This is a genomic window from Flavobacterium sp. 2 (genome assembly GCF_049949195.1).
GTDB lineage: Bacteria > Bacteroidota > Bacteroidia > Flavobacteriales > Flavobacteriaceae > Flavobacterium.
In genome coordinates this window covers 703,724-729,893 of record NZ_CP188206.1, presented here as the reverse complement: position 1 = coordinate 729,893, position 26,170 = coordinate 703,724, and the positions used below count along the sequence as shown (strand labels likewise).

Genomic DNA, 26,170 nt, shown 5'->3' with positions numbered 1-26,170 from the left:
TAATGAAATTTTTATCTGCAATTCTTTTTTTCGTTCTGTCTTATTCAATCCACGCACAATCTATAAATGGAGTTATTAATGATATAAAAGGAAAACCACTTTCTGAAGTCTTAATTCGTGATTTGGTTTCAAAAAATCATGCACACAGTGATGTAAACGGAAAATTTACTTTAGAAGGCGCTCAATTAAATGATAGTTTAGAAATCAGCAAACAAGGATTTATTACTCAAAAAATCAAGCTTGTCTCTGTAGATTTTTTGACAATTTCATTAGAAGAAAAACCTTTTTTGCTTGAAGAGGTTACGATTACAAACAATTTGAAATATCTGAATACAATTTCAAAAATTGATTTAGAAATTCAGCCAATATCAAATTCTCAGGATTTATTGCGAAAAGTTCCTGGATTATTCATCGGTCAGCATGCTGGTGGAGGAAAAGCAGAACAGATTTTTTTAAGAGGATTTGACTGTGATCATGGTACAGATATTAATATCTCGGTTGATGGAATGCCGGTAAATATGGTTTCGCACGCGCACGGACAAGGATATTCTGATCTTCACTTTGTGATTCCGGAAACAGTTGATAATATTGATTTTGACAAAGGATCTTATTTTGCTGATAAAGGAGATTTTACAACGGCGGGTTATGTTGGTTTTAATACCAAAAATGCATTGGAACATAGTTCTGTTTCTTTTGAAGGCGGTCAGTTTGATACTTTTAGAACGGTTGCTTTGTTTAATTTATTGAATAAAGAAAATCAGTCGGCGTATTTTGCGGGAGAATACATGATGACCGATGGTTATTTTGACGCGCCTCAAAACTTTAATCGAATCAATTTGTTTGCTAAATACAACGCCAAATTAAACAACGGCGATCGAATAGCCTTGTTTGTATCTCATTTTAAAAGCCAGTGGGATGCCAGCGGACAAATTCCGGATCGTGCGGTGAATGATGGCACAATTTCACATTTTGGAGCAATTGATCCAAATGAAGGCGGAAATACAGACAGAACCAATTTTAATTTGCAGTACGACGCCAAAATTGATGAAAATACACAGATAAAAAATACGGCTTATTTGAGCAAATATGATTTTGAATTGTATTCTAATTTTACTTTTTTCTTGAATGATCCGGTAAATGGCGATCAAATCAAACAGAAAGAAAACAGAACCATTGTAGGTTTTCAGTCGGAATATGACCAGAAATTGGATGAAAATTGGCGTTTTAAACTGGGTGCAGGATTACGAAATGATAATAATAAAGATGTCGAGTTATCGCACACTTTAAACCGAAAAACAGTTTTAGATTATTTAAGTTTAGGAAATGTGAATCAGACGAATCTTTTCTCTTTTACGAGTTTTGATTTTACTTCTGGGAAATGGCTTGTAAATGCTGGCTTGCGCATGGATTATTTCAAATTTGGTTATGAAGATCAATTGGCTTCGGTATATACAAATCAAACTGAAAGTAAAGCAATTGTAAGTCCAAAACTGAATTTTTTATATACGCAAAATAACACCTTGCAATATTTTCTGAAATTAGGAAAAGGCTTTCATAGTAACGATACCCGCGTTGTAGTGGCACAAAAAGGACAGGAAATTTTACCTGAAACTTACGGAGCAGATTTGGGAATTAACTGGAAACCATTTCCAAGAATGATTGTGAATTCGGCAATTTGGTATTTGTATTTGGCACAGGAATTTGTGTATGTAGGAGACGAGGCAGTTGTAGAACCAAGCGGTAAAACACAGCGAAAAGGTTTTGATTTTGGTTTCAGATATCAATTAACAAATTGGTTATTCTGGAATACTGATTATACGTATACGCATGCACGTTCGCTTGACGAGCCAAAAGGAAATGATTATTTGCCATTAGCGCCGGTTCATACTTTGATGAACGGATTTTCGGTAAAAGATTTAAAAGGCTTTTCTGGAAGTTTAAGAACCCGTTTCCTGGGTGATCGTCCAGCAAATGAAGACAATTCGGTTGTGGCAAAAGGATATTGCATCACGGATTTCTCTGTAAATTATCAGATTAAAAAAGTATCAATAGGAGTGAACATTGACAATATTTTTGATACCAAATGGAAAGAAACCCAATTTTTGACCGAATCAAGATTAGCAAATGAAACAGCTCCAGTTGAAGAAATTCATTTTACAGCAGGAACTCCATTTAATGCCCGATTGATTTTGAAATACAGCTGGTAAAAACTTAAAAATTTAAGCATAAAAAAAGCGAGACTTTCTATACAGAATTGGTCTCGCTTTTTCAATTAAAATCAGAAATCAAATTAACCGTGAGCGGCAACAGAAATATCTGCCCATTCTTCCCAGGTTTTTAGTTTTTGTTCGTAGGTTTGTTTAGCAAATGGTAAAGCTACTTTTCCTAAAAATAGGCGTAAAGGAGGATTTGCGGCTTCGACTAATTTAATGATAGCCGGAACTGTAGCGCTTGTTTTTCCGAAAGTATCAGGATCATGTCCATCTGCAATCGCTTTTTTGATTCCATCATAAGCAGGAATGCTTTCGCTAATGATTCCGTTGCCCCAAATATCAGTAACATAACCATTTGGTTCAACCAAAGTAACGTTAATTCCGAATTGTTTTACTTCTGAAGCTAATGTTTCAGTAAGACCTTCAACGGCAAATTTAGAAGCGTTATATAAACCAATGATTGGTAAAGTAGCGATTCCTAAAATAGAAGAAACCTGAATAATATGGCCACTTTGTTGTTTTCTCATAATTGGCAATACCGCTTGTGTTAACCAAAGTGTACCAAAGAAATTAGTTTCGAATTGTGCTCTTGCTTCGCTTTCTGTAGCTTCTTCTACAGCTCCGTTTAAAGCGTAACCTGCATTATTAATCAGGATATCTATAGTTCCGAAATGCTGTTGTACTTTTTCTATCACTGCAAACGACTCTGAGCGGTTGTTTACGTCTAGTTTAAGAGGTAAAATCGCGTCTCCGTATTGTGCTTTTAAGTCGGCTAGGGTATCAATATTTCTGGCTGTTGCAGCTACCTTGTATCCTTTTGCTAAAAATGCTTCTGTCCAGGCTCTTCCGAATCCTTTTGATGCTCCTGAAATTAAAATTGTTTTTGACATGTTTTCTAATTTTTAATTGTTAATGATGAGTTGTGAATTATTATATTTAATTTTTAAAATTTATGACCAATCGGTCATTTTTTTGATAAAAAAAATTAGAGGCTGTTTTTCTCTATTATATTTTTGAGGGTTTTAGCGATAATTTTCATTTTATCGTTGTTGCCTGACATTCTTGAAATTAAATGACCGCCTTCCATCATGGCAAACATGATTACTGCAAATTCTTCGGCATTCCAGTTTGGTTTGAATTCTCCGTTGGCGATTCCTTTATTGACACTGCTGGCTAATAATTGTTGATTAGCATTACAGCCTTTATTGATTTTCTCTTTTACAATAGGGTTGGTGTCGTCAGCTTCGGTTCCAAAATTTAATAATGGGCAACCTCCTGTTAAAGGTGGATTTACAGCATTACTAAAAAAATCGATATACGTAAATAATTCTTCTTTCGCTGTTTTGCCTTTACTGACTTCTGACACTAGTTTATCACCTAACACTTTCATATTATGATCGACCGCAGCGCAGGCCAGGACTTCTTTGTTTTCAAAATGAACGTACATGCTTCCTTTTGACAATTTGGTTGCCTCCATAATATCGCTCATAGATGTTGCTGCAATCCCTTTTGTATTAAAAATAGGTGCTGCTTTTTCTATGATAAATTGTCTGGTTTCTTCTCCCTTTGCCATGATAGCTTTTATTTAACGGTACAAATATATGACCGATTGGTCATAAAAACAAATTTTTTGATGTTTTTTTTAATGATCGGATAAAATTATATTCGTTTTTGGCTTTTTAGACTTGTTCATTACCAGCAATAACAAGGGAAGCGTGATGACAAAAAATAAACCTACAAGAAGAAAAGCATCCCGATAACTCAATAAAGAAGATTGTCTGGTCACGATATTTTCCATTAGTTTTAATGCTTTTGACTTTGCTTCGTTATATGAAAAGCCTCTATGTTGGAAATAATTGATATAAGCATTAATTCGGTTCATGGCTTTTGTGTTATCCAAAGTTACATTCGAAATTAAAACATTTCTGTGTTCTGCAAAACGATGCGCGATATAGGTATTGATAATAGAAACGCCAAAAGAACCGCCTAATTGACGCATCATATTATTGAGTGCAGCGCCTTGTCCAACATCTTTATCATCAAGCGAAGAAACTGCCAGCATCGTTAATGGAACAGTCAATAAAGCCATTCCTAAAGCGCGAAAAATTAAAGCTGTTGATACTTCAAAAGCACTCGTATCCAAGGTTATTTCAGACATTCTCCAATTGAAATAAATAAACAAAAGAAATCCTGAAGCAATAATAAGAACCGGAGAAACGCCTTTTTGTAATAATGTTCCGCAGAGTTTTAAGGCGACCAATGCAAATAAAGCGCCGGGTAACAAAAGCAAACCAGTTTGATATGGTGAAAAACTCAAAAGACGTTGTGCCACAACGGGACTGATATATATCGAAATAAACATTCCAAATCCGGTGACAAAAGTTAGAATGGCAGCAATACTTAGTGATTTGCTTTTAAGAACCCGAAGATTAACTACAGGTTTATCAATCGTTAATTCCCAATAAATGAAAGTCAATAAGGAAATTGATGCAATAACAGCAAGAACTACAATATAACGGGTTTCAAACCAATCTTCGACTTCGCCTCGCTCCAAAACAGTTTGAAGAGCACCGACTCCAATTGCCAATAACGCAATTCCAATCCAGTCTACTTTGGCGATTTCTGGTTTTACGGGTGGTTCTTTCAGCAGAAAAAGACAAGAAATTGTAACCAAAATCCCGATAGGAATATTGATCAGGAAAATCCAGGGCCAATCGTAGTTTTCAGTAATGTAACCGCCAAGTGTTGGTCCGATTGTTGGTCCGATGAAAATTCCGGCTCCAAATAAAGCGCCTGCCGTTGATTGTTTGTCTTTCGGAAAAAGCTCAAATACAACGACCTGAGATATAGATAATAAAGCGCCTCCGCCAATTCCCTGAAAGAATCTAAAAAAGACGAGCATCCAGATGTTCGATGAATGCCCGCACATAAAAGAACAGAAAGTAAACAAAATAACCGAGCCAATGTAATAATTTCGACGTCCGAGATTGGCACTTAAAAAACTCGTAATAGGTATAATGATTACATTGGCAATGGCATAAGCAGTTATGACCCAAGAGGTATCTTCTAAAGTTGCGCCTAAATTGCCACTCATGTGCGAAAGCGCAACATTGACAATTGAAATATCAATAAGTTCCATAATCGCGGCAAGGATTACGGTTAAAATCAGAAGTTTTCGTTGTAATGGTGTCATAATTATATTTTATACCAATTGGTATATTTTTGATTAAAAAAAAGGCTTTGAAAAATTAAAGCACTTTTTTGATTACATTGGTTTTAAATAGATTCGAATAAGCTCTGGCAATTAGTCGGGTTTCAGCTTCGTTCCAGATTTCGCATTGGGCGTTTACAAATTGTTTTCCTTTTTTGATGATAGCGGTTTTTGCTAAAATCGTATCGCCAACATGCGCCGGAGCAAAATAATCAATGTTGAGGTTGATTGTAGTGTAAAAATGTTCTTCATCTAAAGAAAATAAAGTAGCACCAATACAATCGTCTGCAATTGCTGCAGTGACGCCTCCATGCAGAGATTTAATCGGATTTGACATTTCTTCTCTCACGATATATTTAAAAGTGACGGTACCAGGTTCAGCTACCATAACGATTGGTTTCATCCAAAGCATAAAAGGTGAGGGCGAAGCTGTAAATTCTCTGTCTAAATGATCTTGAAGTACTTGTAATCTTGTTTTTTGCATTTTATTTTAATTTTAAAGTTTCAGGTTTCAGGTTTAAAGTTTAAAGTTTATCAGAGGCTTCGACTTTGCTCAGCCTGACAATTACATTTATAATTCATAATTAACAATTTATAATTAGATAATACCGATTGGTATATTTTGTTTGCTAAAAAAAAGCAACTATCTGAAATTGCTTTATTCTAAATCGTCTATTATTTTGTAAACCGAAGTCATAATACTTGACAAATTATCTAGACTGTTAGTTAGTTTGCTGATCATTATAGCGCCTTCAATTAAAGCTATTATAGTCAATGCAGTTCTTTCAGTATCAATTGATTTTGCTTTGAATTCTCCGTTTTGAATTCCCTGATCGATGAAATACATTATTTTTTCCTTCCAATAGTTAAGGGTTCTTTCCGCCGATTTTTTCAGGATTGGATGTGTATCATCAGATTCTGTTGCGGTATTTAAAATTGGACAACCGCCTTTTGTGACTTTCAAATTTGCATATTCAGAGTATAACTTTGGGTACGCTAATAATTTCCCTTTAAAAGTAGTCTGTTGGTCAATTTCTCTCGAAAAGGCGTCCTGAAGTTTCTTTACATTAAATTTAAACGCCGCAAGTGCCACTTCATCTTTATTTTCGAAATTCCCGTAAATACTTCCTTTTGTCAATCCGGTTGCTTCCGTAATATCGCTCATCGAAGTGCCGCTGTAGCCTTTCATATTAAAGATGGGCGCAGTTTGCTCTATAATAAATTGTTTGGTTTTTTCTGCTTTACTCATGATAAAAATCATTTCGACAATGCAAATATATACCAATCGGTATTATTTTTTAATCTTTTTTTGGATTTATTTTAAAATCAGCGAGGAAAAATATTTTTTTTAAAAAAATAAAAGCTCCCATTTGGTTAGTACTGGGAGCTTTTGGGGGCATTATAAATTATTGGGCAGTAAAGGTCAAATAATCAAAATTCATATTACCATTTGAAACAATATGAAGACGAAGCGTTTGTTTGCCTTTCTTCAATTTAATTGTTCCAATGGAATCTGAACTGTTCCAATGATGCCATTGTCGCCAATCGATTGGATCTTTGTCATCATGTGTTGAGGTAATTTTCATTTTTCCTGTCGCATCTTTTCCGTCAACCTCGATACTGATTTCGCCATCACCGTTTGCGGTATAAAGCGCACTTATTTTATAAGTTCCGGATTTGGTTACTTCAACCGTATAATTAATCCATTCTCCTGGCATTGTCCAGCCTATGTAAAGATCTCCAATGCTTCTCGGAACTTTATTATACGGATTATTATCAATGTCACCGTCTTTCGAATACGAAATATCAACACCTTCCTTTATACGAAATTCATTCAGCGGATTTCCATTTACGGGATTCAACTTTCCACTTCCATTGTTTACAGCATCAGTATCATGATAAGCAATTCCTTGGCCACCTTGATCGTACAATTCGCATTCAATTTTACCTGGAATCTGTTGCGGTTTAAAAGCTTTTGATGTTTGTGACATACAAACAAAACAATTCAATAAAATGATATTCACTATTAAAAATGCTTTCATAGAATTGTATTTAAATTATTGAACTTCTAAAGTTGCAATTGAATGTGCAGCACTGGTTACTTTCGCCGCTTTTCCTTTTATCCAAAGAAAATAGTCAACATCAGTTTCTCCTGAATTCATTACGACAACTTCTAGTTTATTGTTTTCATTTACAAAAGCCGTAGATAAAAGTTTATTACTGCTTGAATTACAAGCAATACGTTTCGCTCCCGGACGAATGAATTTAGAGAAATGTCCTAAATAATAATAGCCATTGGTATAAATTAAATTTCCGGTTTTAAGATCGGCGTGAATAGGGGACATGCAGAAATTCTGAACGTGGTTTGGTCCGCCTTTTTCATCTAATAAAACATTCCAGTCTGTCCAGGCAACGGTTCCAATATTAAAATCGTTGATCATCGACATTCCGTATTTCTCGCCGTAACTCCAGTCGGTTAATAATTTTTGATCAAAATCGGCTGCACAGCCTTCTGTTAAAATTAAAGGTTTATCTGGAAAAGCTTCGGCAACTCGGCGTTCAGCCTCGAAATTCATTCCGTTTTTCATCCAGTCTTCGTACCAGTGATAACCAACGCCCCAAACATATTTGGCAGCATCTTTATCTTCCAAAACCGTACTCACACGCTGATACATTAAATCACGATTGTGATCCCACATAATCAGTTTCTTTTTTGAAAGTCCGGCTTTCTGCATGGTTGGCCCAAGAAAGTTTTTGATGAAATCACGTTCTTCTTCAGCAGTAAAAATGCAAGATTCCCAGCGTTGAACCGCCATTGGCTCATTTTGAACTGTGTAACCCCAAATCGGAATGCCTTCTTTTTCGTATTCTTTTATAAATTTCACAAAAAAGTTAGCCCAACTTTGGTGATATTCAGGTTTTAAAGTTCCGCCTTGCAAAACATTATTATTGGTTTTCATCCACGCTGGTGGACTCCAAGGTGAAGCATACAACGTTATTTTGCCTCCGGCTTTAGCAATAACTTCTTTAATAAACGGAATTCTATATTTTCTGTCGTGGCTAATATCGAAGGTTTTCAAATCTTTATCGCCTTCCTGAATATAACTGTAAATATCGCTCGAAAAATCACAACTTTGCATGTTTGTACGTGCTAAAGTATATCCAATTCCTTTGTCCGTATCATAATAAGCCGTCAGGATTTCCTGCTGTTTATCTTTTGGAAGCTGATAAAAAACTTCTGCCGAAGCATCAGTTAATGCGCCTCCAATTCCTAACATGGTTTGATAAGTTTTGGCTGGATCAACAAAAACCGCAATTTCTTTTTCTGTTGTTTGTGGTTTTGCAGAAAAAGAAAGTGTTTCGGTTTTGCTTAGTTTTTTGTCCGTATTTTTAGCCGTTACATAAACGGTAACGCTTTTATAATCTGTTGTTTTACTAGCTTTTTGTTGTGCCAGTAAACCAACAGATAAAAATCCGGATAACATGATGGTCAGACATGTTTTGTTCGTATTAATAGTCATAATTGAGGTTTTTGGTTTAGATATTAGCTTAAAATCTGATCGATAGTCTGCAGTTCATATTCTGAAAATGAAGTATTTTGAAGACATCCTAAAGAATCCATTACTTGTTCTGGTTTGCTTGCGCCAATGATTACAGATGAAATTCGTTTGTCTTTCAAAACCCACGCCAATGCCATTTGCGCTAAACTTTGACCGCGTTCTTCGGCCATTTTATTTAATCGGCGAACTTTAGCAATATTTTCTTCGGTAATAGCATCTTTTTCCATTGCACCATTCCCGCGATTTGCATTAGCTCTTGAATTTTCCGGAATTCCGTTTAAATATTTGTTGGTCAAAAGCCCTTGCGCGAGAGGCGAAAAGGCAATTCCGCCAATTCCGTTTACTTCTAAAACATCCAAAAGTCCATCTTCAACAGAACGTTCAAACATAGAATATTTAGGTTGATGAATTACACAAGGCGTTCCTAAATTCTTCAATATAGCATATGCTTTTTCGGTTTCAGCCGGACTATAACTGGAAACTCCAACGTATAAAGCTTTTCCCTGACGAACAATCAAATCCAGAGCAGCCATTGTTTCTTCCATAGGCGTATTTGGATCTGGCCTGTGATGATAAAAAATATCAACATAGCCAAGTCCCATTCGTTTTAAACTTTGATCCAAACTTGCAATTAAATGTTTTTTTGAACCAAAATCACCGTAAGGTCCATCCCACATTGGCCATCCGGCTTTTGTTGAGATCAAAAGTTCATCTCTATAATTTTTGAAATCTTGTTTGAATATTTCGCCAAAAGTGCTTTCTGCAGAACCCGCCGGCGGACCGTAATTATTGGCAAGATCAAAGTGTGTAATACCATTATTAAAGGCAGTATGCAGAATTTCGCGTGCATTATCAACGTTGTCAATTCCGCCAAAGTTATGCCACAATCCTAGCGAAAGAGCTGGCAAAAGTAATCCGCTGTTTCCGCAACGACGGTATTGCATTTTTTGATAACGGTTTGAATCTGGAATATAGGTCATTTTTTTAATTATGAATTATGAATTATGAATTATGAATTATGAATTATTTTTAAGCTTAAAGGCTATAGCTGTTCAAAAGCTTTTTCAGCAATTTCTAAATCGGTTGTGCCTCTGAAGCCGCTGAAACCAATAGATAATTTTGTTCCATTGCTTAACGTTATTGGTTGTCCGCCTTGCCAACCTATTAAATCTGGAGCTTCGATTCCGTTGGCGTTTTCATCTACAATTCCGTTGAAAACCATTTTCTCATATTCTCCTGTTTTTACGCCGGTAAGCCAAACCTGACTAGCTTTTGTCCAGGCAATTTTATAAGATTGTCTTTGACGCGCTTTATCATTTCCGTACATTTTGCCGTGTACACTTCCATTTTCATCAATGATGCAAACCGCAACATTTCCGTTTGAAATTCTTTTGTCTTCTTCTATTTGAAGATATTCTGGAATCAGTTTTTCAATTTCGGCGAAAGCCAGAGCAATTTGAGCTTTTATAGTTTGTTCGTTCATTTTTTTAGGTTATAGCAAATAATTTTTTCAAAATTGCAGTAATAAATTATTTCATTTCTTAAACTAGATCAAGAAATAATAATAAATAAAACCTCTTATATTTACTTTTTGTTTGTAAATGAAGTTATTGCCAATTCCTAAAAAGAGATAAAATGTTTCAGAAAATTCACGATTACCTTTCCAGATCTGCGCGTCTTTCTAAAGAAGAAGTAAAAATCTTTGAAAAAAATCTTGAATTCAGAATGGTTCCGAAGAAAACGATTCTGCTCAAAGCTGGAGAAATCTGCAATTTTGAAGCTTATATCAATAAAGGATGCATTCGCGAATATTTTATTGACCGCAACGGGCAAGAATTAACGCTTCAGTTTGCCATTGAAGACTGGTGGGTGAGCGATATTACGAGTTTTGAAGACCAAGTGCCGAGTGATATGTATATTGAAACTCTGGAAGATTGTGAGCTTTTAGTGCTGACCAGACAATCTAAAGAAAATCTAATCAACGAAGTACCTCATTTAGAAAGAATGTTTCGTTTGATGATTCAGCGACATTTGTCAAAACTGCAGAAACGATTGTTTAAAACCGTTTCTTCAACAGCAATGGAACAATATGTCGAGTTTATTACGCGATATCCAACTATTTCACAGCGCGTTTCACAACACTATATCGCTTCATATCTCGGAATTACTCCTGAATTTTTAAGCCGATTACGCACAAAACACTTAAAAAGCGGAAAAGCACAGGAATAACTACTTAGCTTTTTGAAGCTTCTCTATTCTTGATATGATTTCGATGCGAAATTCCCCATTTGATCATTTCAGAAATTATAGGTCCGAAAGACTGACAATACGACGTTGATTCATAAAGAATCGGGATTAGCGCATCTGGATCTTCAGTTCTTTTGACTAAATTATTCAGTTCCATGTCTTTTAATTCTTTCGATAACATTCGGGCCGTGATTCCAGGAATACTTTCTTTTATGTCTTTGAATCGGTTATTTCCGTTGCATATCGAATTAATTATTGGAAGTTTCCATTTTCCGCCCAAAACATACAAAGTGTCCTGAAGCGCCTGAAATTCTTCTTTTTGATTTCTTGCCATAATTTTAGTTTTTGCGTACTGAAAATTTTGATATTTTTTTTTACTCCCGCAGATTTAGCAGATTGCACAGATAATTTTTTGCCACTGATTAAAAATATTTTAATTCATTTTATTCAGCTTGATAAATCTGCATTATCTGCCAAATCTGCGGGAAACAAATTAAGTTTTGTGTCTTAGCGTCTTGGTGGCATGACTTAAACAAAAGTATAAATAAATCATAAATAATTGCATTTATGTATTTAACTACGTAGTTTTGTATAATAAAATTTTAAAACAAATGAAACCTGTAATAATTCCGATAGAAAACAAGTTCGAAAATGCAATTGCCGACTTAATATTAAACATTCAGATTAATGAATTCAATGTTCCGATTACGAGAGAAGATCAGCCGGATTTATTCAATATTCAGAATTTTTATTATGCTGGAGGCGGCGGTTTTTGGGGCGCTTTTATTAATGATGAATTAGTTGGTACAATAGCTTTGGTTAAATTTGATGAAAATGCGGCGGCAATTCGAAAGATGTTTGTAAAAAAGGAATTCCGCGGAAAAGAGTTTTCCATAGCACAAAAATTGCTTGAGACTTTAATAGAATATTGCAAAGAAACCGGAATCGATGATTTATATTTGGGAACCGTTGCGATTTTAGAAGCCGCATTACGATTTTATGAAAAGAATGATTTTGTGCGAATTGAGAAAGAATCGCTTCCAGAAAAATTTCCATTAATGAAACCCGATAATGTTTTCTGCCATTTAACTTTAAAGAAATAAAGATGAATATTATAGACGAATCAGGAATTTTAGCCATTTCGACGCGATTACAGCGCTTGAGCGAGCAATTACGAAAAGACGGCGCATTGGTTTATAAATCATACGGAATTGATTTTGAACCGAAATGGTTTCCAGTAATTTACACCTTATATCATAAAGATACTTTAAGCGTTGTGGAGATTGCCAATGAAATTGGATACACACATCCGTCAACGATAAGTTTGTTGAAAGAACTGGAAAAACAAAAACTGATTCGCTCCAAAAAAGACAAAATTGACGAACGAAAAAGACTAATTCAGCTGACCGCAAAAGGGCAGGAGTTAATTGAACAAATGAAACCCGTTTGGGAAGTCATGAAAAGCGCTTTAACCGAAATTACAACCAACCAAAATAATCTGTTAAGAGCAATTGAAGAAGCCGAAAATAAAATTTTGCATCAGAGTTTTTTGCAGCGGGCTTTGCAATTGAAGAGTGAAGGAGAGGAGTAAAAATAAAAAGCGATCTTAATTTAAGATCGCTTTCCTTTTTATAATTGGCGTAGAATAAATTGATATTCAGGATATGTGATAAAGTTCGATATGCTCCAAAAACTACTCCATTCTCATCTACCACATACCTAAAAATCGTTTCTATTATGTACGATAAAGCGTATGTTTTGGTTTTGTAATTTTGATGTTTTTGCAAAACTTTAACATCTGCGAAATTTTGGTTTATAAATGAAATTGATATTTATGTATCTTTATAAAATAAAATTATAAAGATGACCATTCAGCAATTAAAATATATTGTCGCTTTAGACGAAGAACGTCATTTTGCGAGAGCCGCCGAAGTTTGTATGGTAACACAACCCGGACTTACGATTCAGCTAAAAAATCTCGAAGAAGAAATTGGAATCAAGATTTTTGACCGAAATAAAGTACCACTCACGCCAACCGTTTTAGGAATTGAGATTATCAATAAAGCCAAAAAGGTTCTTCGTGAAGTAGATGAAATTCGGGATTTTGTGATAAATGAAAAAAATCTATTGGAAGGAGAAATAAAACTCGGTATAATTTCGACTTTATCGCCATATCTGATTCCGTTGTTCATTCAGGCCATGAAAGAAGCAGCGCCGAAAGTGCATTTTATTATCAAAGAAGCTTACACCGGAGTTTTAATGAAAGAGTTAGAAACCGGCGCGATTGACGTTGCCATTATGGCGACGCCAACGGGAAATCCAAATTTGATAGAACATGTTATTTTTGAAGAACCTTTTGTTGCTTATTTGAATCAGACCCATCCGATGGCGAATGAAGAATTTTATGAAATGCAACCTAGCGATAAAACCGAATTATTACTGTTGCATCATGAATATTGCTACAACGCACAACTTCTGGATATCTGCGGATTAAAAACGTCGGATAAAATAAAAGAACAATTCACGTACGATATCAATTCCATTGAAACCTTAAAAAATCTGGTTCGTGCGCATTTAGGATTTGCGATTATTCCGAAGCTTTCGACATTGAATGAATCGGCTGGACTTTTCAAACCTTTTAAAGAACCAGTTCCGGTAAGGGAAATAAGTTTAGTAGTTTCCGATTCGTTTTCAAAAAAGTTAATACTCGAAAAAATGAATGAAGCGATCTGGAACTGTCTTCCTGAATCACTCAAAAAAAATTTCAGTTATAAAAAAATACGCTGGAACGATTCGCCTTATTTTATAAAAGCAGTTAGTAAGTTTATGTAATGCTGAAATTCCAAAATAAAAATTCCAAATTCCAATTTTGTTAAGACTTGGAATTTGGAATTTTATGTTTTTATCATTTCGACCGAAGGGAGAAATGACAAGCTTATATTGAATTGATAATTAACAATTAATAATTAACAATTATTTTTTAGATGCTTCAATAATCACATTCGCAACTTTCTCAGGTTGAGAAATGAAAACCACGTGGCTTCCTTTTATTTCAGTGATTTTAGTGTTTGAACGTTTGTACATTGCACGTTCGATATCAGGGTTGATACTTTTGTCTTCAGTTGCTACGATTCCGTAAGAAGGTTTAGTTCTCCATGCTGCTTTAGTAATTGGAGTTCCAAAACCTTGAGCGTGAAATGCACCTTGCGAAGCAAACATAAATTCAGCATCTTCTTTGCTTAAATCACCTGCAAAACCAGCGTGGAATTTAGCTTTATCATAATAAGCAATACCTTTATCGTCTGGAGCCAAAACACCATTTTCAGGAGCTGGAGGCGCAGTTTGTAACCATTGGATAGAGTTTTCTCCGTTATCAGGTTGTAAAGCAGCAACATAAACTAAAGCAGCAACTTTTGGGTGATTTCCAGCTTCTGTAATTACAGTTCCGCCCCAAGAATGTCCAACCAAAACTGTTGGTCCGTCTTGTTTGTCAAGGGCTAAATTTGTTGCTTTAACATCGTCTTCTAAAGAGCTTAACGGATTTTGAACGATGGTTACATTATACCCTTTTTTAGTCAAAACCTGATACAAACCTTTCCATCCAGAACCGTCTGCAAAAGCACCGTGAACTAATACTACATTTTTAATTTTAGGAGCAGTTTGAGCGTTTACGTTTGCTGTTGTAAATACTAAACTGAAGATTATTACTGCGAATGCTAAAAAGCTTTTAAATATTGTTTTCATTTTTATAAAATTTTAGATTGTTGATTTTAATTGTTGTGTTATTTATTTGAAAGTTCAACACAATCTTGTCATTTCGACGGAGGAGAAATCTTCACAAGAAGCTCTACAAAGATTGGCGACTTACCGGACGGAGTTTCTCGTGGAGATTCCTCGTTCCTCAGAATGACAAGATTGCGTTGAAATTTTGTTATTTAGAAATTAGTTTAAGGTTACAGCCAAAGTAATTTCGGTATTTAGCAATTTAGAAATCGGACAAATTTCTTTTGCTTTTTGAGCTGTTTTCTGAAAATCTTCTTCAGAGATTCCAGGAACTTTTCCAGTAAGTTCTAAAGCAATTAAAGTGATAGTTCCGTCTTCAAAAGTTACTTTAGCCACTGTGTCTAAATCTTCTGGAACAAAACCAGCTTCCGATAATAAAAAGCTTAATTGCATTGTAAAACAGCCAGAATGTGCCGCAGCGATTAATTCTTCAGGATTAGTTCCAACACCTTGTTCGAAACGAGTTTTAAAAGATAATTGTGCATTATCTAAAGTTGTGCTTTGTGTACTGATGGTTCCTTTTCCTTCCATTCCTGTACCTTTCCAGTTTGCGTTTGCTCTTCTTGTAAATTTCATGATTGCTAATTTTTTAAAGTTATTTTTTAAGATGATCAAATCATTTCTTTGATTTTGATGAAGCAAAGGTATGGTGAAGGTGCTTATTAATCAAATTAATAATTTTTTGTCGTTATTAATTTAATTTATAATTATTGAATTTAGAGAGGATGGGGGGATAAAAATAAAAATAGCGCAAACTCTAAGAAGGTGCGCTATTAGGACGATTGATTTAATACAATTTAAAGTTTTTTATGAGAATAATGTTATTTATAATAAAAAAAACGCTCACTAGTACGTGAATTTATTTTTCTAAATCAGGAGAATATAGATCAAGATGCTTATATTAAGCAAATTGAAGTTTAGAATGACGCTTATTTTTTTGTGTTTTATTTATTTAATTATTCTTTAGAATGCTGAATATTAATTTATTAAAAGAGTATCTTTTCTAACCATTTTTTGATTATCATCATTGTCAAATAGAATACGAGTATAACTTTTTTTATAATCATCGATTTTCCAATAATTTATTTTTGCAATTAAATTCCCTCGATATTTACCAATTGTTCCAAAATCTGGGTCTTTGTCCATTATCTCGTTTAGATCATCTTTATAATTTTCAAATATTGATTTTTTATAAAAAAATACAATTAGATTTTTATTCTTATATTTTTGAAGAGGGTATTTGTTTTTTACAAAATTTTCTAATTTATTTAATAAATCTTCCTCTGAAAAATTTTTATAGTTCGATATTTCATAGTACTGAAATTGCCACCCTTCAAAATTAAATTTTTTATCAATAGGCTCTATAGATAAATTTTTATTATTGCAAGAAATAAAAAATAATATGAGCATAAGAGTTATGTGTTTTTTCATAATATTCCTTTTAGTTCTCCTACAATATCTATTTTTGTAATGAATGGTTTATAATTTTTAAAATGTTGTAAAACAAACGAAGCATAAAAAATATCTTGATCATATTTATGAATATCAGGAAAATCTAACCCAAAATGATCGTAATTAATATACTCAAGACCCATCTCAAAATGGTTCCCGTTTACTTTATATCGCGTAATGTAAATCTGATATGTCCATACATCGTTTATTGCTATTCTTAAACCGCTTGTATTATCATCAAAAATAGGGCTTTTTACATTTTTATCTTTTAAAGATTGGAATAATTTACCATTTGATTCCCCCGCTCCCGCACGAATCCTTTCGTGTGGCACGTTCCAACTAAGCGTTCAGTATTTTGAAATTCATTATTCATACTCATTTTTAGTATATTAAGCCATTATAAAGAAAACTAGACTTTTACATACTTGCTACCACACGAAAGGATTCGTGCGGGAGCAGGGTATCCAAACAGAATTTATTGGCTTTTGTATACTAAAACAAATGTTTTGTAGCCTTAATGAAAATTACTTATACGATTCTTTAAAACTCCATTCACTTCTAAAAACTCTTTTGTTAATCAACTCCAAAGGTTTTCCATTTATCAAAACTTCAAAATTATTATTGCTGGGCGCTATTTTTATCTGAATTTGATTATCTCCATTATTTTCAATTTTAAATTTCTCGTTGGTTTTTTGCCAATCAAAAAAAGCCCTGCCTTCAAATTTTTCGCCTTTTCCCGTTTCCCAAAAAAAAGTGATTAAACGTGGTATTGCTCTTTCTCGCGTGGCTGGATGCAATAATATAGGACGAACTGCATTTTCAGACTCACCATTGAAATATTCTGTTAAGACCCAGAAAAGTTTGAATTTTGGATTTTCGGAACTTATGACTGGCTTCCATACATATTTAATGCGATAATTATCCCATTTTTCTGGACTGGCATTTGGGTTTAAAAATTTTTCACGCACTTCTTTACGTTTCATAGACCAAGATGCGAATAATTTTTCCTCCAAGGCTTTATCATCTTTAACAATTTTCGCTTGATAACGTCCTAATTCTTTTTGCGACGCTCCATAACGAAGCCAGACCACCACCATGCCTTTTGGTGCAAAGCCAAAAATAATATCGCTAAATTCTGAATAAGCAGCATATTGATTGTCTTTTCGTTCATAGACATATTCCTTTAGTGGCTCGTCATTGTTCAAATCTTCATCGATAGCATAAAACCTTGTGGTTAAATCTTTCATGGTTTCAACAGGAAAATCTACATCAAGTTTATAAAAGCAATCCTCGTAGTCTACGTAATAAGTAATATCAGCACCAATTGGAGTTCCATATTGTTCTGTCCAAGATTTTCGGGAATCACCCCAAGAACCAGAAGATCCTCCGTAAGGGAAAGAGGCGTGAACACCTTCCAAAGTTTTTATTTTGTCATAAACAGGCTCGATTCGGTATTTATTTTCCGGATGGCACATTTCTACATGAAATTGTGGCAATTCTTTTTTCATTTGACAGCTTATTAAGTTTGTGAATAAAACGATAAGTAATGAGGAATTCTTAAGTAATATTTTTGTTTTAACCATGATGTATTTCTCTTTTTCTGTATTTCTGTTCTAGTGCACCCTCTTTTGTAGGTGCCTGGCTCTCTCGAGTATCCAGACCAAACTTGTTGGCTTTTACAGACCAGTGCAAATACTCATTCCGTAATGTTTTCAAATCTTCTTCTTTTATATAATCGAGATAGGATATTTGTCTTAATTCGTTTAAATAACTTTGCGAATCTGCTGATTTTTCTCGCACATATTTGTTCCTTAAATCATTGCAGGCTACCATATAATTTAATAATTGATTGTAAACCTGTTGCAAAAAAGGCTCATTGATTTCATGTGATTTTTCAATAATTATGGTATTATATTTTACCCCAAATTGATTAGAGTAGTAAAGCATTTTTTTGAGTGGTATTTTGTCATATATGTTTCGAAGTTCTTTTCTTATTCCTACAACAGTATAGAATGTTTCGGAATCTTCAACACTTCCTTTTGCTACTTCATCGTCTAAATCTGAATCATGGGAGACGCCCGCAGTTATTTGATGCGGTTTGTACCAGCCATCCTTGATTACAATTTCTCTGAATTTCTGAACTTCCTGATCTGTGCTGTGAATCATTAGGTTGTAAATTGATTCTCTTTTATAATATAAGACAGATGTTTCATCTTCCATATCTTTGTAAGCACCTCCAATATCACAATGTACACCTGGCAAAGTATATTCTAATCCATTTAAACCTGCACTGGTAATATCAGTCAGGTCAAAATTTTCGCGATATTCATCGTCAGCCGAAAGCTGAAAAACAAAATGAGCTTTTTTTATAGCATCCAAATGCAAATCAGCAACATCATTACCGTGATAGAGACCATAAGAAGCAACGGTATCATATAATCCAACAAAATTGAATTTGATTTTTTTTGGATTAATATTATTCTTTAATAAACAGGCGGCAAAGTAGCCATGTTTATCCACTATATTCTGATATTTAATATTAATTTTTAAATCACCAGAAGTCATGCCTTGGTATGCATGAGGTGCTATTATAATTGCATTGTTATTATCGTCTCTGCTAAAAATAGTTGCATTGCTATTGGCAACATGCAAAAAATGCCTGGCCGCAGCGGCGCCACGGCTGAAACCAAAAACATTAACGATAAGCTCATCGATTTCTTTTCCTTTATATTTTAGTATTTTTTTCCCAGCTTCCACGCAGGCTTTCACTACTTTGGCTTTTACACCGCGATCACCCATACCCAGAGCTACATCAGGAAAAATATCATCACTCTCCAAATCGTGTGTGCTAATACCTTCTATGTATACGTTAATATTAAAAGGTGCATCAGCGTCAATAGTATCATAGCCTCGTGCTACATTGGTAAAATCATTGGTATAGCTGTCGTCTTTTTGGTTTGATTTTTTATAGAATTTGCCTTCTAAGGTATTGGTCTTGTTATTTTGTGTGCCGTCAAAAAAAATGTTCAGTGTAACGTCGATCGAAGTTGCCAATGAGTCAGCAGGATGCGAAGGCTCATAATCATGATAAAAAATACCATTTTCCTCTCCATGCCAATTGTTATGTGTAGTGGCAGCAAGATGTACGTTTCCATTTGTAGCATGAATATCTATATTTCCTATGGCAGTTTTAGTGAGTTTACCGCCAATTATTCTTGTTATACTCATAATTTAATAATTTCTTGAATTTTCACCACTATGACTGTTTACATCTTTAGATGCTCTGAGACTTATGCTTTTTTCGGTACTATTTAAAAGGACTTCTTGAGCCATTTCTTTGATATCTTTACTTTCGGTTTCTTTATTTCCTTTTATCCATTCAAACATATTGCTGGTAACATTGAGAATAAAATTAATTCCAATAGTAAGGTATTTCGAGCCAGTTATGGTCTCGGTATAATCTCCTCCAACCGTATTTGTTTTATTCAGACCTACATTGGTATTCATGTTTTTTCCGGCATTTATATTAATATTTTCACCTGCATTTATCGTAAAATTCTTCGGTGCACTGGCCTCAATATTTCCTTGTCCGTCCTGAAAAACTTTGCTTCCTGCTTTGTCTTCCGTTAGAATAGAACCGTCAGTATCGTTGATAACAATTTTGCATCCGCTTCGGGTTTTTATCGCTTTAATATCATTTTTTGGAGTATAATATCCAGATGATTCCTGCCCGTTATAATGCGCTCCCATAACATAAGGACACTGTGTATTTCCACCTTCAAAGCCAACCAATACTTCTTCACCGATTTCTGGGATAAAATAAAATCCTTTTCCCGCTCCGGTATGAGGCTGAATCATTCTAATCCATTCGCTTGATGTGCTTCCTGATGCCCAGTAGAATTCAACTCTAACGCGTCCGAGTCCTTCAGGATCGTTGTTGTCTTTTATTTTTGCTGGCTGGGTTTCTGCTTTAGCAATAACTTTTGTATCTGTATAATGCGGTGCTGAAACATCGGCAGGAATAGCTTTGAATTCACAGGTATAATTGCCATGCACTTCGGAGTGGTGTATGGCTTCTATACAAACCAGATGGCGTTCTGTATCTTGGTCTATGATAGCAAACATTTGTCCCAGCCCTAAAGGAAAATAAGATATTCCGCTGTAGTACACACTGTTAGCATCGCTTGCTGCAGTCTGCAGTGCAATCATTTCTTCAAGCTCATCTTTGTTTTGTGCATTGTTGGTATAGGCTCCAACAGCCAAATCAGGCTGAGCAACGGTTCCTTGATTAAATCCAATATTTGATGCTAAACCGTCTTTGCTTCCTGATGTGGTTCTGGCAGATGAATTTCGGATATTGGCTGCAATGCTGTAATCGTAGCCTGCCAATGAAATTTTATGCGCACTCATATTGGTCTGTATGGTAAAATCATGGAGTGATGCCCCGTTGATGAGTTTTATCTTTGTGTTTTTGATTTGTCCGAACTGCATGCGCATTCCGTCAAAATAAAACCACTGGCCGTAACGCTGCGCCAATCTTTTGAGAAAATTGAAATTGGATTCGTTATATTGTGCCATATAACTGAATTCTTTCATATAGGTCGACCTGATAGCATCTCTCTGATAAAACTCGGTAGGGCCTTCAGACAAAAGATCCAGCACAATATCATCCATTCCTCTTTCCAGATAGGTTCTGGATTTTGGCATACCGTCAATAACAATGCTGTGGCTTGTACCAGTCACGTGAAGTCCGACCGGGCTTCCATTCTTGTCTATCGAAGTCAGTCCGGTTATGATCCCTTTGCTCATCAGTTTGATTCCTGTAAGACTTTTGAAAGTAAAAATAACTTCATTTCCATTGTAGCTTTTCATTGCCTTATCTTGCTCTCCTGGTGGTATGACTGCTTTTGCGTTATATTTCCAGACAAATGAAAAATAATGATGATCTGCCATTTTTTGCGACAGCTTCAAATCATAATAAATAATGTTTTGGGTAAAGCCTCCAATAGTAATGTGAACCTGGTCTGAGAAATGTGCCATAAATTTTTGGTGATTGGTTAAGTAATAAAAGAATTTTGGTTTTTCCGTTGAAAGTGGGTTGTGCCAAGTATGTGAAGTTATACTTGTAATTTTTGATAAATTGCCTTTATAAGGTTTAAAAACAATAGAATAAGGTTTGTTTTAAAACTGCTTCTTATAAAAGCGAATTCCCTAGCCCTGATGGAAGCGGCATCCTTTTGTGGCGGGGTTCGGCACAAAAGATATAATGGACAGCAGGAAACAGCTCCTAAAAAATCATAATAAATAAAACTCGATTAGGTATACTCCATGATACCACCAAAAAAACAACCCAATTTCCAATCTAACTTTGTCCCATTAATTTAAAAACATAAAACAATGGACAATTTAAAAAATAAAGTAGCCGTAATTACAGGCGGAAACAGCGGTATTGGTTACGCAACAGCAAAACAATTAAAAGAGCAAGGCACTCAGGTTCTCATTACCGGAAGACGAAAAGAAGCAATTGAAAAAGCAGGTCAGGAATTAGGCGTGACAGCATTTACGGCAGATCAGTCGAGTGTTGCAGATATTGAGAATCTGGTTTCTAAAGTGAAAGCTGGTTTCGGTGCGGTTGACATTCTTTTTATCAATGCCGGAATTGCAGGTCTGGGAACTATCGAACAAACTTCTGAGGAATTGTATGACAGTATTATGAATGTCAACTTGAAAGGCGCTTATTTTACTTTAAGCAAATTTATTCCAGTTTTAAAAGACGGTGCTTCAGTGGTATTTCTTTCTTCGAATACTGCGAGTATGCCGGGGCCGGGATCTTCGGTTTATTCGGCGAGCAAAACGGCTCTGAATTCGGTTATGAAATCGGCAGCGTTGGAATTAGCGCCACGAAAAATAAGAGTGAATTCCGTTAGTCCGGGACCAACAGAAACAGAAGTAATGAAAAAAGTCGGTTTAGACGAAACCACCGTAAAAGGTATTATGGATGTCGTAATCGAAAAAGTGCCACTTAAAGAAATGGGCAAAGCGGAAGATGTTGCTAAAATGGTTTCCTATTTAACCAGTGACGCAGCAAAATTCATCACCGGTGCTGATTTCATTATGGATGGGGGAATGGTGCTTGCTTAAAAGTTATGAATTATGAGTTATGAGTTATGAGTTATGAGTTGATTTGTAACCGCAAAATTTTTTAACCGCAAAGCGCGCAACCCCGATAGCTATCGGGATACGCAAAGATCGCAAAGTTATGAACACATAGCTTTGCGATCTTTGCGTTTTTTTTAAGCCAGATGAGTTAAAAATCTTTGCTCCCGATAGCTATCGGGATTGCGGTTAAATCACCAGCATTCAAAAACTCATAACTCATAACTCATAATTCAAAACTCCTAACTCCTAACTCAAAGACTGTCCATTTCATCTCAAACTTTGTCCGGTTGGACTGTTTTCTCATTTCGTAAGAAGGGTTATCGAAATACTTTTGACGAAGAAATTAACTGATAACTCATAATTTAAAAATCAAAAAAAATGAAAACACTTCAAAAAAACAGACACAGTTTTATAAACGCAATTGCAACCGGCGCTTTTATGTTGGCAGCTTCGGTTTCTTTTGCTCAAAATAAAGACAAACAATCTCCATCAGATGCTACTTTAATTCGCCCATATCACATCAGCATTTCACAGGAAGCGATTACAGATCTTCGCAATCGTGTAAATGCTACCAGATGGCCGGAAAAAGAAACGGTAACAGATCAAGCGCAGGGAGTAAAACTAGATCAGATCCAGAACTTGGTTAAATATTGGGGAACCGATTATGACTGGCATAAAACAGAAGACAAATTAAATGCACTTCCACAGTTTGTAACCAACATCGATGGACTGGATATTCAATTCATCCACATCAAATCAAAACAAAAAAATGCTTTACCGTTGATCATTACTCACGGATGGCCGGGTTCATTTTTTGAACTTTTAAAAGTAATTGGACCATTGACAGATCCAACTGCTTATGGCGGAAAAGCAGAAGATGCTTTTGATTTAGTTATTCCTTCAATGCCAGGTTATGGTTTTTCTGAAAAACCCAAAGGAACAGGTTGGGGACCAGAAAAAATTGGAAACGCCTGGGATGTTTTGATGAAACGTTTGGGTTACAAACATTATGTTTCGCAAGGTGGTGACTGGGGTTCTGTAATTGCTGATGCCATGGCACGCCAGGCTCCGGAAGGTTTATTGGGAATTCACGTAAACATGCCGGCTACAGTTCCTGCAGATATTGCCAAAGCTTTAAAAAATGGTGATTCAGCTCCAGCGGGATTATCGGTTAAGGAAAAAGCGGCGTTTAATTCGCTTAATAAATTATATACAAAAGGTGGTGGTTATGCCGGAATGATGGTAACACGTCCGCAGACTTTGGGTTATGGATTGACGGATTCTCCGGTTGGTTTGGCTTCATTTTTCTTAGACAAATTCAACGATTGGACCTTCAGCGGAGGAAATGCCGAAAAATCGCTTACAAAAGACGAAATGCTGGATGATATTTCATTGTATTGGTTGACAAATACAGCTAACTCTTCGGCACAATTGTATTGGGAAAATAACAATAACAATTTCAATGCTTTGGAACAAAAAACAGCTGATATTAAAATTCCAGTTGCCATTACAGTTTTTCCTGGAGAGATTTATCAGGCACCAAAAAGCTGGGCTGAAAAAGCATATAAAAACCTGTCTTACTACAATGAAGTAAGCAAAGGCGGACATTTCGCATCATGGGAAGAACCACAAATCTTTACAGTTGAATTACGTGACGCTTTTAGAGGACTAAGAGGAAAACACTAATGCTAAAAATTAACTAATCACTAAATAAAAAGTTATGGAAACTAAAAAACAAAAAACCTGGGTTATAATCGCGATCATCATTTTAGGAATAATAGCCTTTTTGATTCCGAATCAAATTGCAGCTCAAAACGGAATAAAACGCACCGATTTACAAAAACATGATTTAAGCATTCCGGGACGCGAAGCAGTTCAGGCCAGAATAGATTTTGAAGGTCATTCAGCTTTCGGGAAACATTTTCACCCGGGTGAAGAGATTATTTACGTACTCGAAGGTTCGTTAGAATATGAGGTTGAAGGTCAGGCGCCGGTTACGCTAAAAGCCGGAGAAGTTCTTTTTATTCCGGCAGGCGTTGTGCATTCAGCAAGAAATAATACAAATACAAAAGCTTCTGAACTGGCAACTTATATTGTAGAAAAAGGAAAACCTGTTTTGGTTTTGAAGAAGTAGTTTCAGGTTTCAGGTTGAAATGCGAATAGTTTAACCGCAATCCCGATAGCTATCGGGAGCTAAGGCATACGCAAAGGGCGCAAAATTTTGTTCAACATCTAGCTTTGCGTCCCTTGCGCTTTTACAAAGCCTTACGAGCCAAAAAAACTTTGCGTGCTTTGCGGTTAAATCATCAGCATTCAATAACACATAACTCATAATTCAAAACTCATAACTCATAACTAAAAGCCTGTCCATTTCACCCCAAACTTTGTCCACTTCACCTTTTTTCTCCTTTTAAAACGAGGATTATCAAGATACCTTTGACGAAGAAATTAACTGATAATCAACTAATCAAAAAATAAAAATTATGAAAACGCTATTAAAAATTACAAACAACATTTTTGCAAAATCAATCTTAATTGCCATTCTTTTTATGAATGTGAATGTAACGAACGCACAAGCTCCAAAACAAACAATTGAAGCAAGCAGTTCACTTGGGACTTTAAAACAAATCAACGCTGGTTTATTAAACGTAGGTTATACAGAAGCAGGTCCATCAAACGGAACTCCGGTGATTTTACTTCACGGCTGGCCTTATGATATTCACAGTTATAACGAAGTCGTTCCGATTTTAGTTGCAAAAGGATATCACGTTTTTACGCCTTATTTAAGAGGTTTTGGAACAACAACCTTTCTTTCAAAAGATACGTTCAGAAATGGACAGCAAGCGGCCTTAGCGAGTGATATTATTGCTTTTATGGATGCACTTAAAATAGACAAAGCCGTAATTGGCGGATTTGATTGGGGAGCAAGAACTGCAGTTGTGGTTTCAGCACTTTGGCCAGAACGCGTAAAAGGTTTGGTTTCTGTAAGCGGTTATTTGGTGGTAAATTTAGAAGCGAATTTAAAACCGCTTTCTCCAACGGCTGAATTAGGATGGTGGTACCAATATTACTTTTCAACCGAAAGAGGAAAACAAGGTTATACTCAAAATACGTACGATTTCAATAAATTAATCTGGAAAATCGCTTCTCCGTTATGGAATTTCGATAAAGCAACTTACGATCAAACAGCGCAATCTTTTGACAATCCGGATCATGTGGCGATTGTGATTCACAATTACAGATGGAGACAATCTCTTGAAGCAGGAGAATCAAAATATGACAATCTTGAAAAATGTCTGGCTTCAAAACCTGCGATTAAAGTTCCAACAATTACAATTGGAAGCGATTTTGACGGCGCTTTCGCGGATGGAAAAGCGTATGCCAACAAATTCACAGGAAAATACGAACACAGAATTTTAAAAGGAATCGGACATAACGTGCCACAAGAAGATCCAAAAGCATTTGCGCAAGCAATTGTAGATGTAGATAACTTGAAATAAATTTCAACAACAATATTAAAAATCAATAAAAACAACAATTAACAT

General features: G+C 35.3%; 26 protein-coding genes. 9 read left to right on the top strand and 17 right to left on the bottom strand.

What is annotated here, in order from left to right:
* The first annotated feature begins 2 nt into the window (after positions 1–2).
* A complete protein-coding gene (locus tag ACNFIH_RS03035; RefSeq protein WP_426485436.1) occupies positions 3–2,207 on the top strand; it encodes a TonB-dependent receptor in 2,205 nt (734 codons plus the stop codon).
* Between the two features lie 83 nt (positions 2,208–2,290).
* Here ACNFIH_RS03035 and ACNFIH_RS03030 read toward each other — a convergent pair whose 3' ends face one another.
* From ACNFIH_RS03030 to ACNFIH_RS02990, 9 genes are all read right to left on the bottom strand, one after another.
* On the bottom strand, positions 2,291–3,103 hold the full coding sequence (locus tag ACNFIH_RS03030) for an SDR family NAD(P)-dependent oxidoreductase (protein WP_426485435.1): 813 nt from the start codon (positions 3,101–3,103) through the stop codon (positions 2,291–2,293).
* Between the two features lie 95 nt (positions 3,104–3,198).
* Entirely contained in the window at positions 3,199–3,786 is a 588-nt protein-coding gene (locus tag ACNFIH_RS03025; protein WP_426485434.1) for a TetR/AcrR family transcriptional regulator, read from the bottom strand.
* Between the two features lie 69 nt (positions 3,787–3,855).
* On the bottom strand, positions 3,856–5,406 hold the full coding sequence (locus tag ACNFIH_RS03020) for a DHA2 family efflux MFS transporter permease subunit (RefSeq protein ID WP_426485433.1): 1,551 nt from the start codon (positions 5,404–5,406) through the stop codon (positions 3,856–3,858).
* 55 nt (positions 5,407–5,461) lie between these two features.
* Entirely contained in the window at positions 5,462–5,908 is a 447-nt protein-coding gene (locus ACNFIH_RS03015) for a PaaI family thioesterase (RefSeq protein WP_426485432.1), read from the bottom strand.
* A 174-nt stretch (positions 5,909–6,082) separates the two neighbouring features.
* A complete protein-coding gene (locus ACNFIH_RS03010; RefSeq protein ID WP_426485431.1) occupies positions 6,083–6,673 on the bottom strand; it encodes a TetR/AcrR family transcriptional regulator in 591 nt (196 codons plus the stop codon).
* A 157-nt stretch (positions 6,674–6,830) separates the two neighbouring features.
* On the bottom strand, positions 6,831–7,466 hold the full coding sequence (locus ACNFIH_RS03005) for a carbohydrate-binding protein (RefSeq protein WP_426485430.1): 636 nt from the start codon (positions 7,464–7,466) through the stop codon (positions 6,831–6,833).
* Positions 7,467–7,481: 15 nt separating this feature from the next.
* On the bottom strand, positions 7,482–8,945 hold the full coding sequence (locus ACNFIH_RS03000; RefSeq protein ID WP_426485429.1) for a glycoside hydrolase family 30 protein: 1,464 nt from the start codon (positions 8,943–8,945) through the stop codon (positions 7,482–7,484).
* A 23-nt stretch (positions 8,946–8,968) separates the two neighbouring features.
* Positions 8,969–9,964, bottom strand: a complete 996-nt coding sequence (gene mgrA, locus ACNFIH_RS02995) for an L-glyceraldehyde 3-phosphate reductase (protein ID WP_426485428.1) — start codon at positions 9,962–9,964, stop codon at positions 8,969–8,971.
* Positions 9,965–10,026: 62 nt separating this feature from the next.
* Positions 10,027–10,467: a GlcG/HbpS family heme-binding protein gene (locus tag ACNFIH_RS02990; RefSeq protein WP_426485427.1), complete on the bottom strand. Its 441-nt coding sequence runs from the start codon at positions 10,465–10,467 to the stop codon at positions 10,027–10,029.
* A gap of 152 nt (positions 10,468–10,619) precedes the next feature.
* On the opposite strand from ACNFIH_RS02990, the gene ACNFIH_RS02985 reads away from it, so the two are divergent.
* Positions 10,620–11,213 carry a Crp/Fnr family transcriptional regulator gene (locus tag ACNFIH_RS02985; RefSeq protein ID WP_426485426.1) on the top strand — a complete coding sequence of 198 codons (594 nt, stop codon included), beginning with the start codon at positions 10,620–10,622 and terminating at the stop codon, positions 11,211–11,213.
* 4 nt (positions 11,214–11,217) lie between these two features.
* On the opposite strand, the gene ACNFIH_RS02980 is transcribed toward ACNFIH_RS02985, so the two are convergent.
* A complete protein-coding gene (locus tag ACNFIH_RS02980; RefSeq protein WP_426485425.1) occupies positions 11,218–11,565 on the bottom strand; it encodes a winged helix-turn-helix transcriptional regulator in 348 nt (115 codons plus the stop codon).
* A gap of 277 nt (positions 11,566–11,842) precedes the next feature.
* Here ACNFIH_RS02980 and ACNFIH_RS02975 point away from each other — a divergent pair, with 277 nt between their 5' ends.
* The 3 genes from ACNFIH_RS02975 (at position 11,843) to ACNFIH_RS02965 (ending at position 14,063) form a co-directional block, all read left to right on the top strand.
* Positions 11,843–12,334: a GNAT family N-acetyltransferase gene (locus ACNFIH_RS02975; protein ID WP_426485424.1), complete on the top strand. Its 492-nt coding sequence runs from the start codon at positions 11,843–11,845 to the stop codon at positions 12,332–12,334.
* A 2-nt stretch (positions 12,335–12,336) separates the two neighbouring features.
* Complete coding sequence (locus ACNFIH_RS02970) at positions 12,337–12,822, top strand: MarR family winged helix-turn-helix transcriptional regulator (RefSeq protein WP_426485423.1); 486 nt, start codon at positions 12,337–12,339, stop codon at positions 12,820–12,822.
* 272 nt (positions 12,823–13,094) lie between these two features.
* Complete coding sequence (locus ACNFIH_RS02965) at positions 13,095–14,063, top strand: LysR substrate-binding domain-containing protein (RefSeq protein WP_426485422.1); 969 nt, start codon at positions 13,095–13,097, stop codon at positions 14,061–14,063.
* A 141-nt stretch (positions 14,064–14,204) separates the two neighbouring features.
* Here the strand turns inward: ACNFIH_RS02965 and ACNFIH_RS02960 are convergent, their stop codons facing one another.
* From ACNFIH_RS02960 to ACNFIH_RS02930, 7 genes are all read right to left on the bottom strand, one after another.
* Positions 14,205–14,975: an alpha/beta hydrolase gene (locus ACNFIH_RS02960; protein ID WP_142449081.1), complete on the bottom strand. Its 771-nt coding sequence runs from the start codon at positions 14,973–14,975 to the stop codon at positions 14,205–14,207.
* Positions 14,976–15,173: 198 nt separating this feature from the next.
* Positions 15,174–15,590, bottom strand: coding sequence for an OsmC family protein (locus ACNFIH_RS02955; RefSeq protein ID WP_026729627.1), 417 nt, complete (start codon positions 15,588–15,590; stop codon positions 15,174–15,176).
* Positions 15,591–15,992: 402 nt separating this feature from the next.
* Complete coding sequence (locus ACNFIH_RS02950; RefSeq protein ID WP_426485421.1) at positions 15,993–16,445, bottom strand: hypothetical protein; 453 nt, start codon at positions 16,443–16,445, stop codon at positions 15,993–15,995.
* Complete coding sequence (locus tag ACNFIH_RS02945; protein ID WP_426485420.1) at positions 16,442–16,798, bottom strand: DUF3289 family protein; 357 nt, start codon at positions 16,796–16,798, stop codon at positions 16,442–16,444. Before ACNFIH_RS02945 ends, ACNFIH_RS02950 begins: the two co-directional genes overlap by 4 nt.
* Before the next feature lie 192 nt (positions 16,799–16,990).
* Positions 16,991–17,974 (bottom strand): DUF2931 family protein, encoded by a 984-nt coding sequence (locus ACNFIH_RS02940; RefSeq protein ID WP_426485419.1) that lies wholly within the window; start codon positions 17,972–17,974, stop codon positions 16,991–16,993.
* A 67-nt stretch (positions 17,975–18,041) separates the two neighbouring features.
* Positions 18,042–19,694 (bottom strand): phospholipase effector Tle1 domain-containing protein, encoded by a 1,653-nt coding sequence (locus ACNFIH_RS02935; protein WP_426485418.1) that lies wholly within the window; start codon positions 19,692–19,694, stop codon positions 18,042–18,044.
* A 3-nt stretch (positions 19,695–19,697) separates the two neighbouring features.
* Positions 19,698–21,506 carry a type VI secretion system Vgr family protein gene (locus ACNFIH_RS02930; RefSeq protein ID WP_426485417.1) on the bottom strand — a complete coding sequence of 603 codons (1,809 nt, stop codon included), beginning with the start codon at positions 21,504–21,506 and terminating at the stop codon, positions 19,698–19,700.
* 357 nt (positions 21,507–21,863) lie between these two features.
* Here ACNFIH_RS02930 and ACNFIH_RS02925 point away from each other — a divergent pair, with 357 nt between their 5' ends.
* From ACNFIH_RS02925 to ACNFIH_RS02910, 4 genes are all read left to right on the top strand, one after another.
* Positions 21,864–22,607 carry an SDR family oxidoreductase gene (locus ACNFIH_RS02925; RefSeq protein ID WP_426485416.1) on the top strand — a complete coding sequence of 248 codons (744 nt, stop codon included), beginning with the start codon at positions 21,864–21,866 and terminating at the stop codon, positions 22,605–22,607.
* Positions 22,608–23,003: 396 nt separating this feature from the next.
* Positions 23,004–24,311, top strand: coding sequence for an epoxide hydrolase family protein (locus ACNFIH_RS02920; RefSeq protein WP_426485415.1), 1,308 nt, complete (start codon positions 23,004–23,006; stop codon positions 24,309–24,311).
* Between the two features lie 34 nt (positions 24,312–24,345).
* Entirely contained in the window at positions 24,346–24,759 is a 414-nt protein-coding gene (locus ACNFIH_RS02915; RefSeq protein ID WP_426485414.1) for a cupin domain-containing protein, read from the top strand.
* Positions 24,760–25,108: 349 nt separating this feature from the next.
* Positions 25,109–26,125: an alpha/beta fold hydrolase gene (locus tag ACNFIH_RS02910; protein WP_426485413.1), complete on the top strand. Its 1,017-nt coding sequence runs from the start codon at positions 25,109–25,111 to the stop codon at positions 26,123–26,125.
* Positions 26,126–26,170 lie beyond the last annotated feature (45 nt).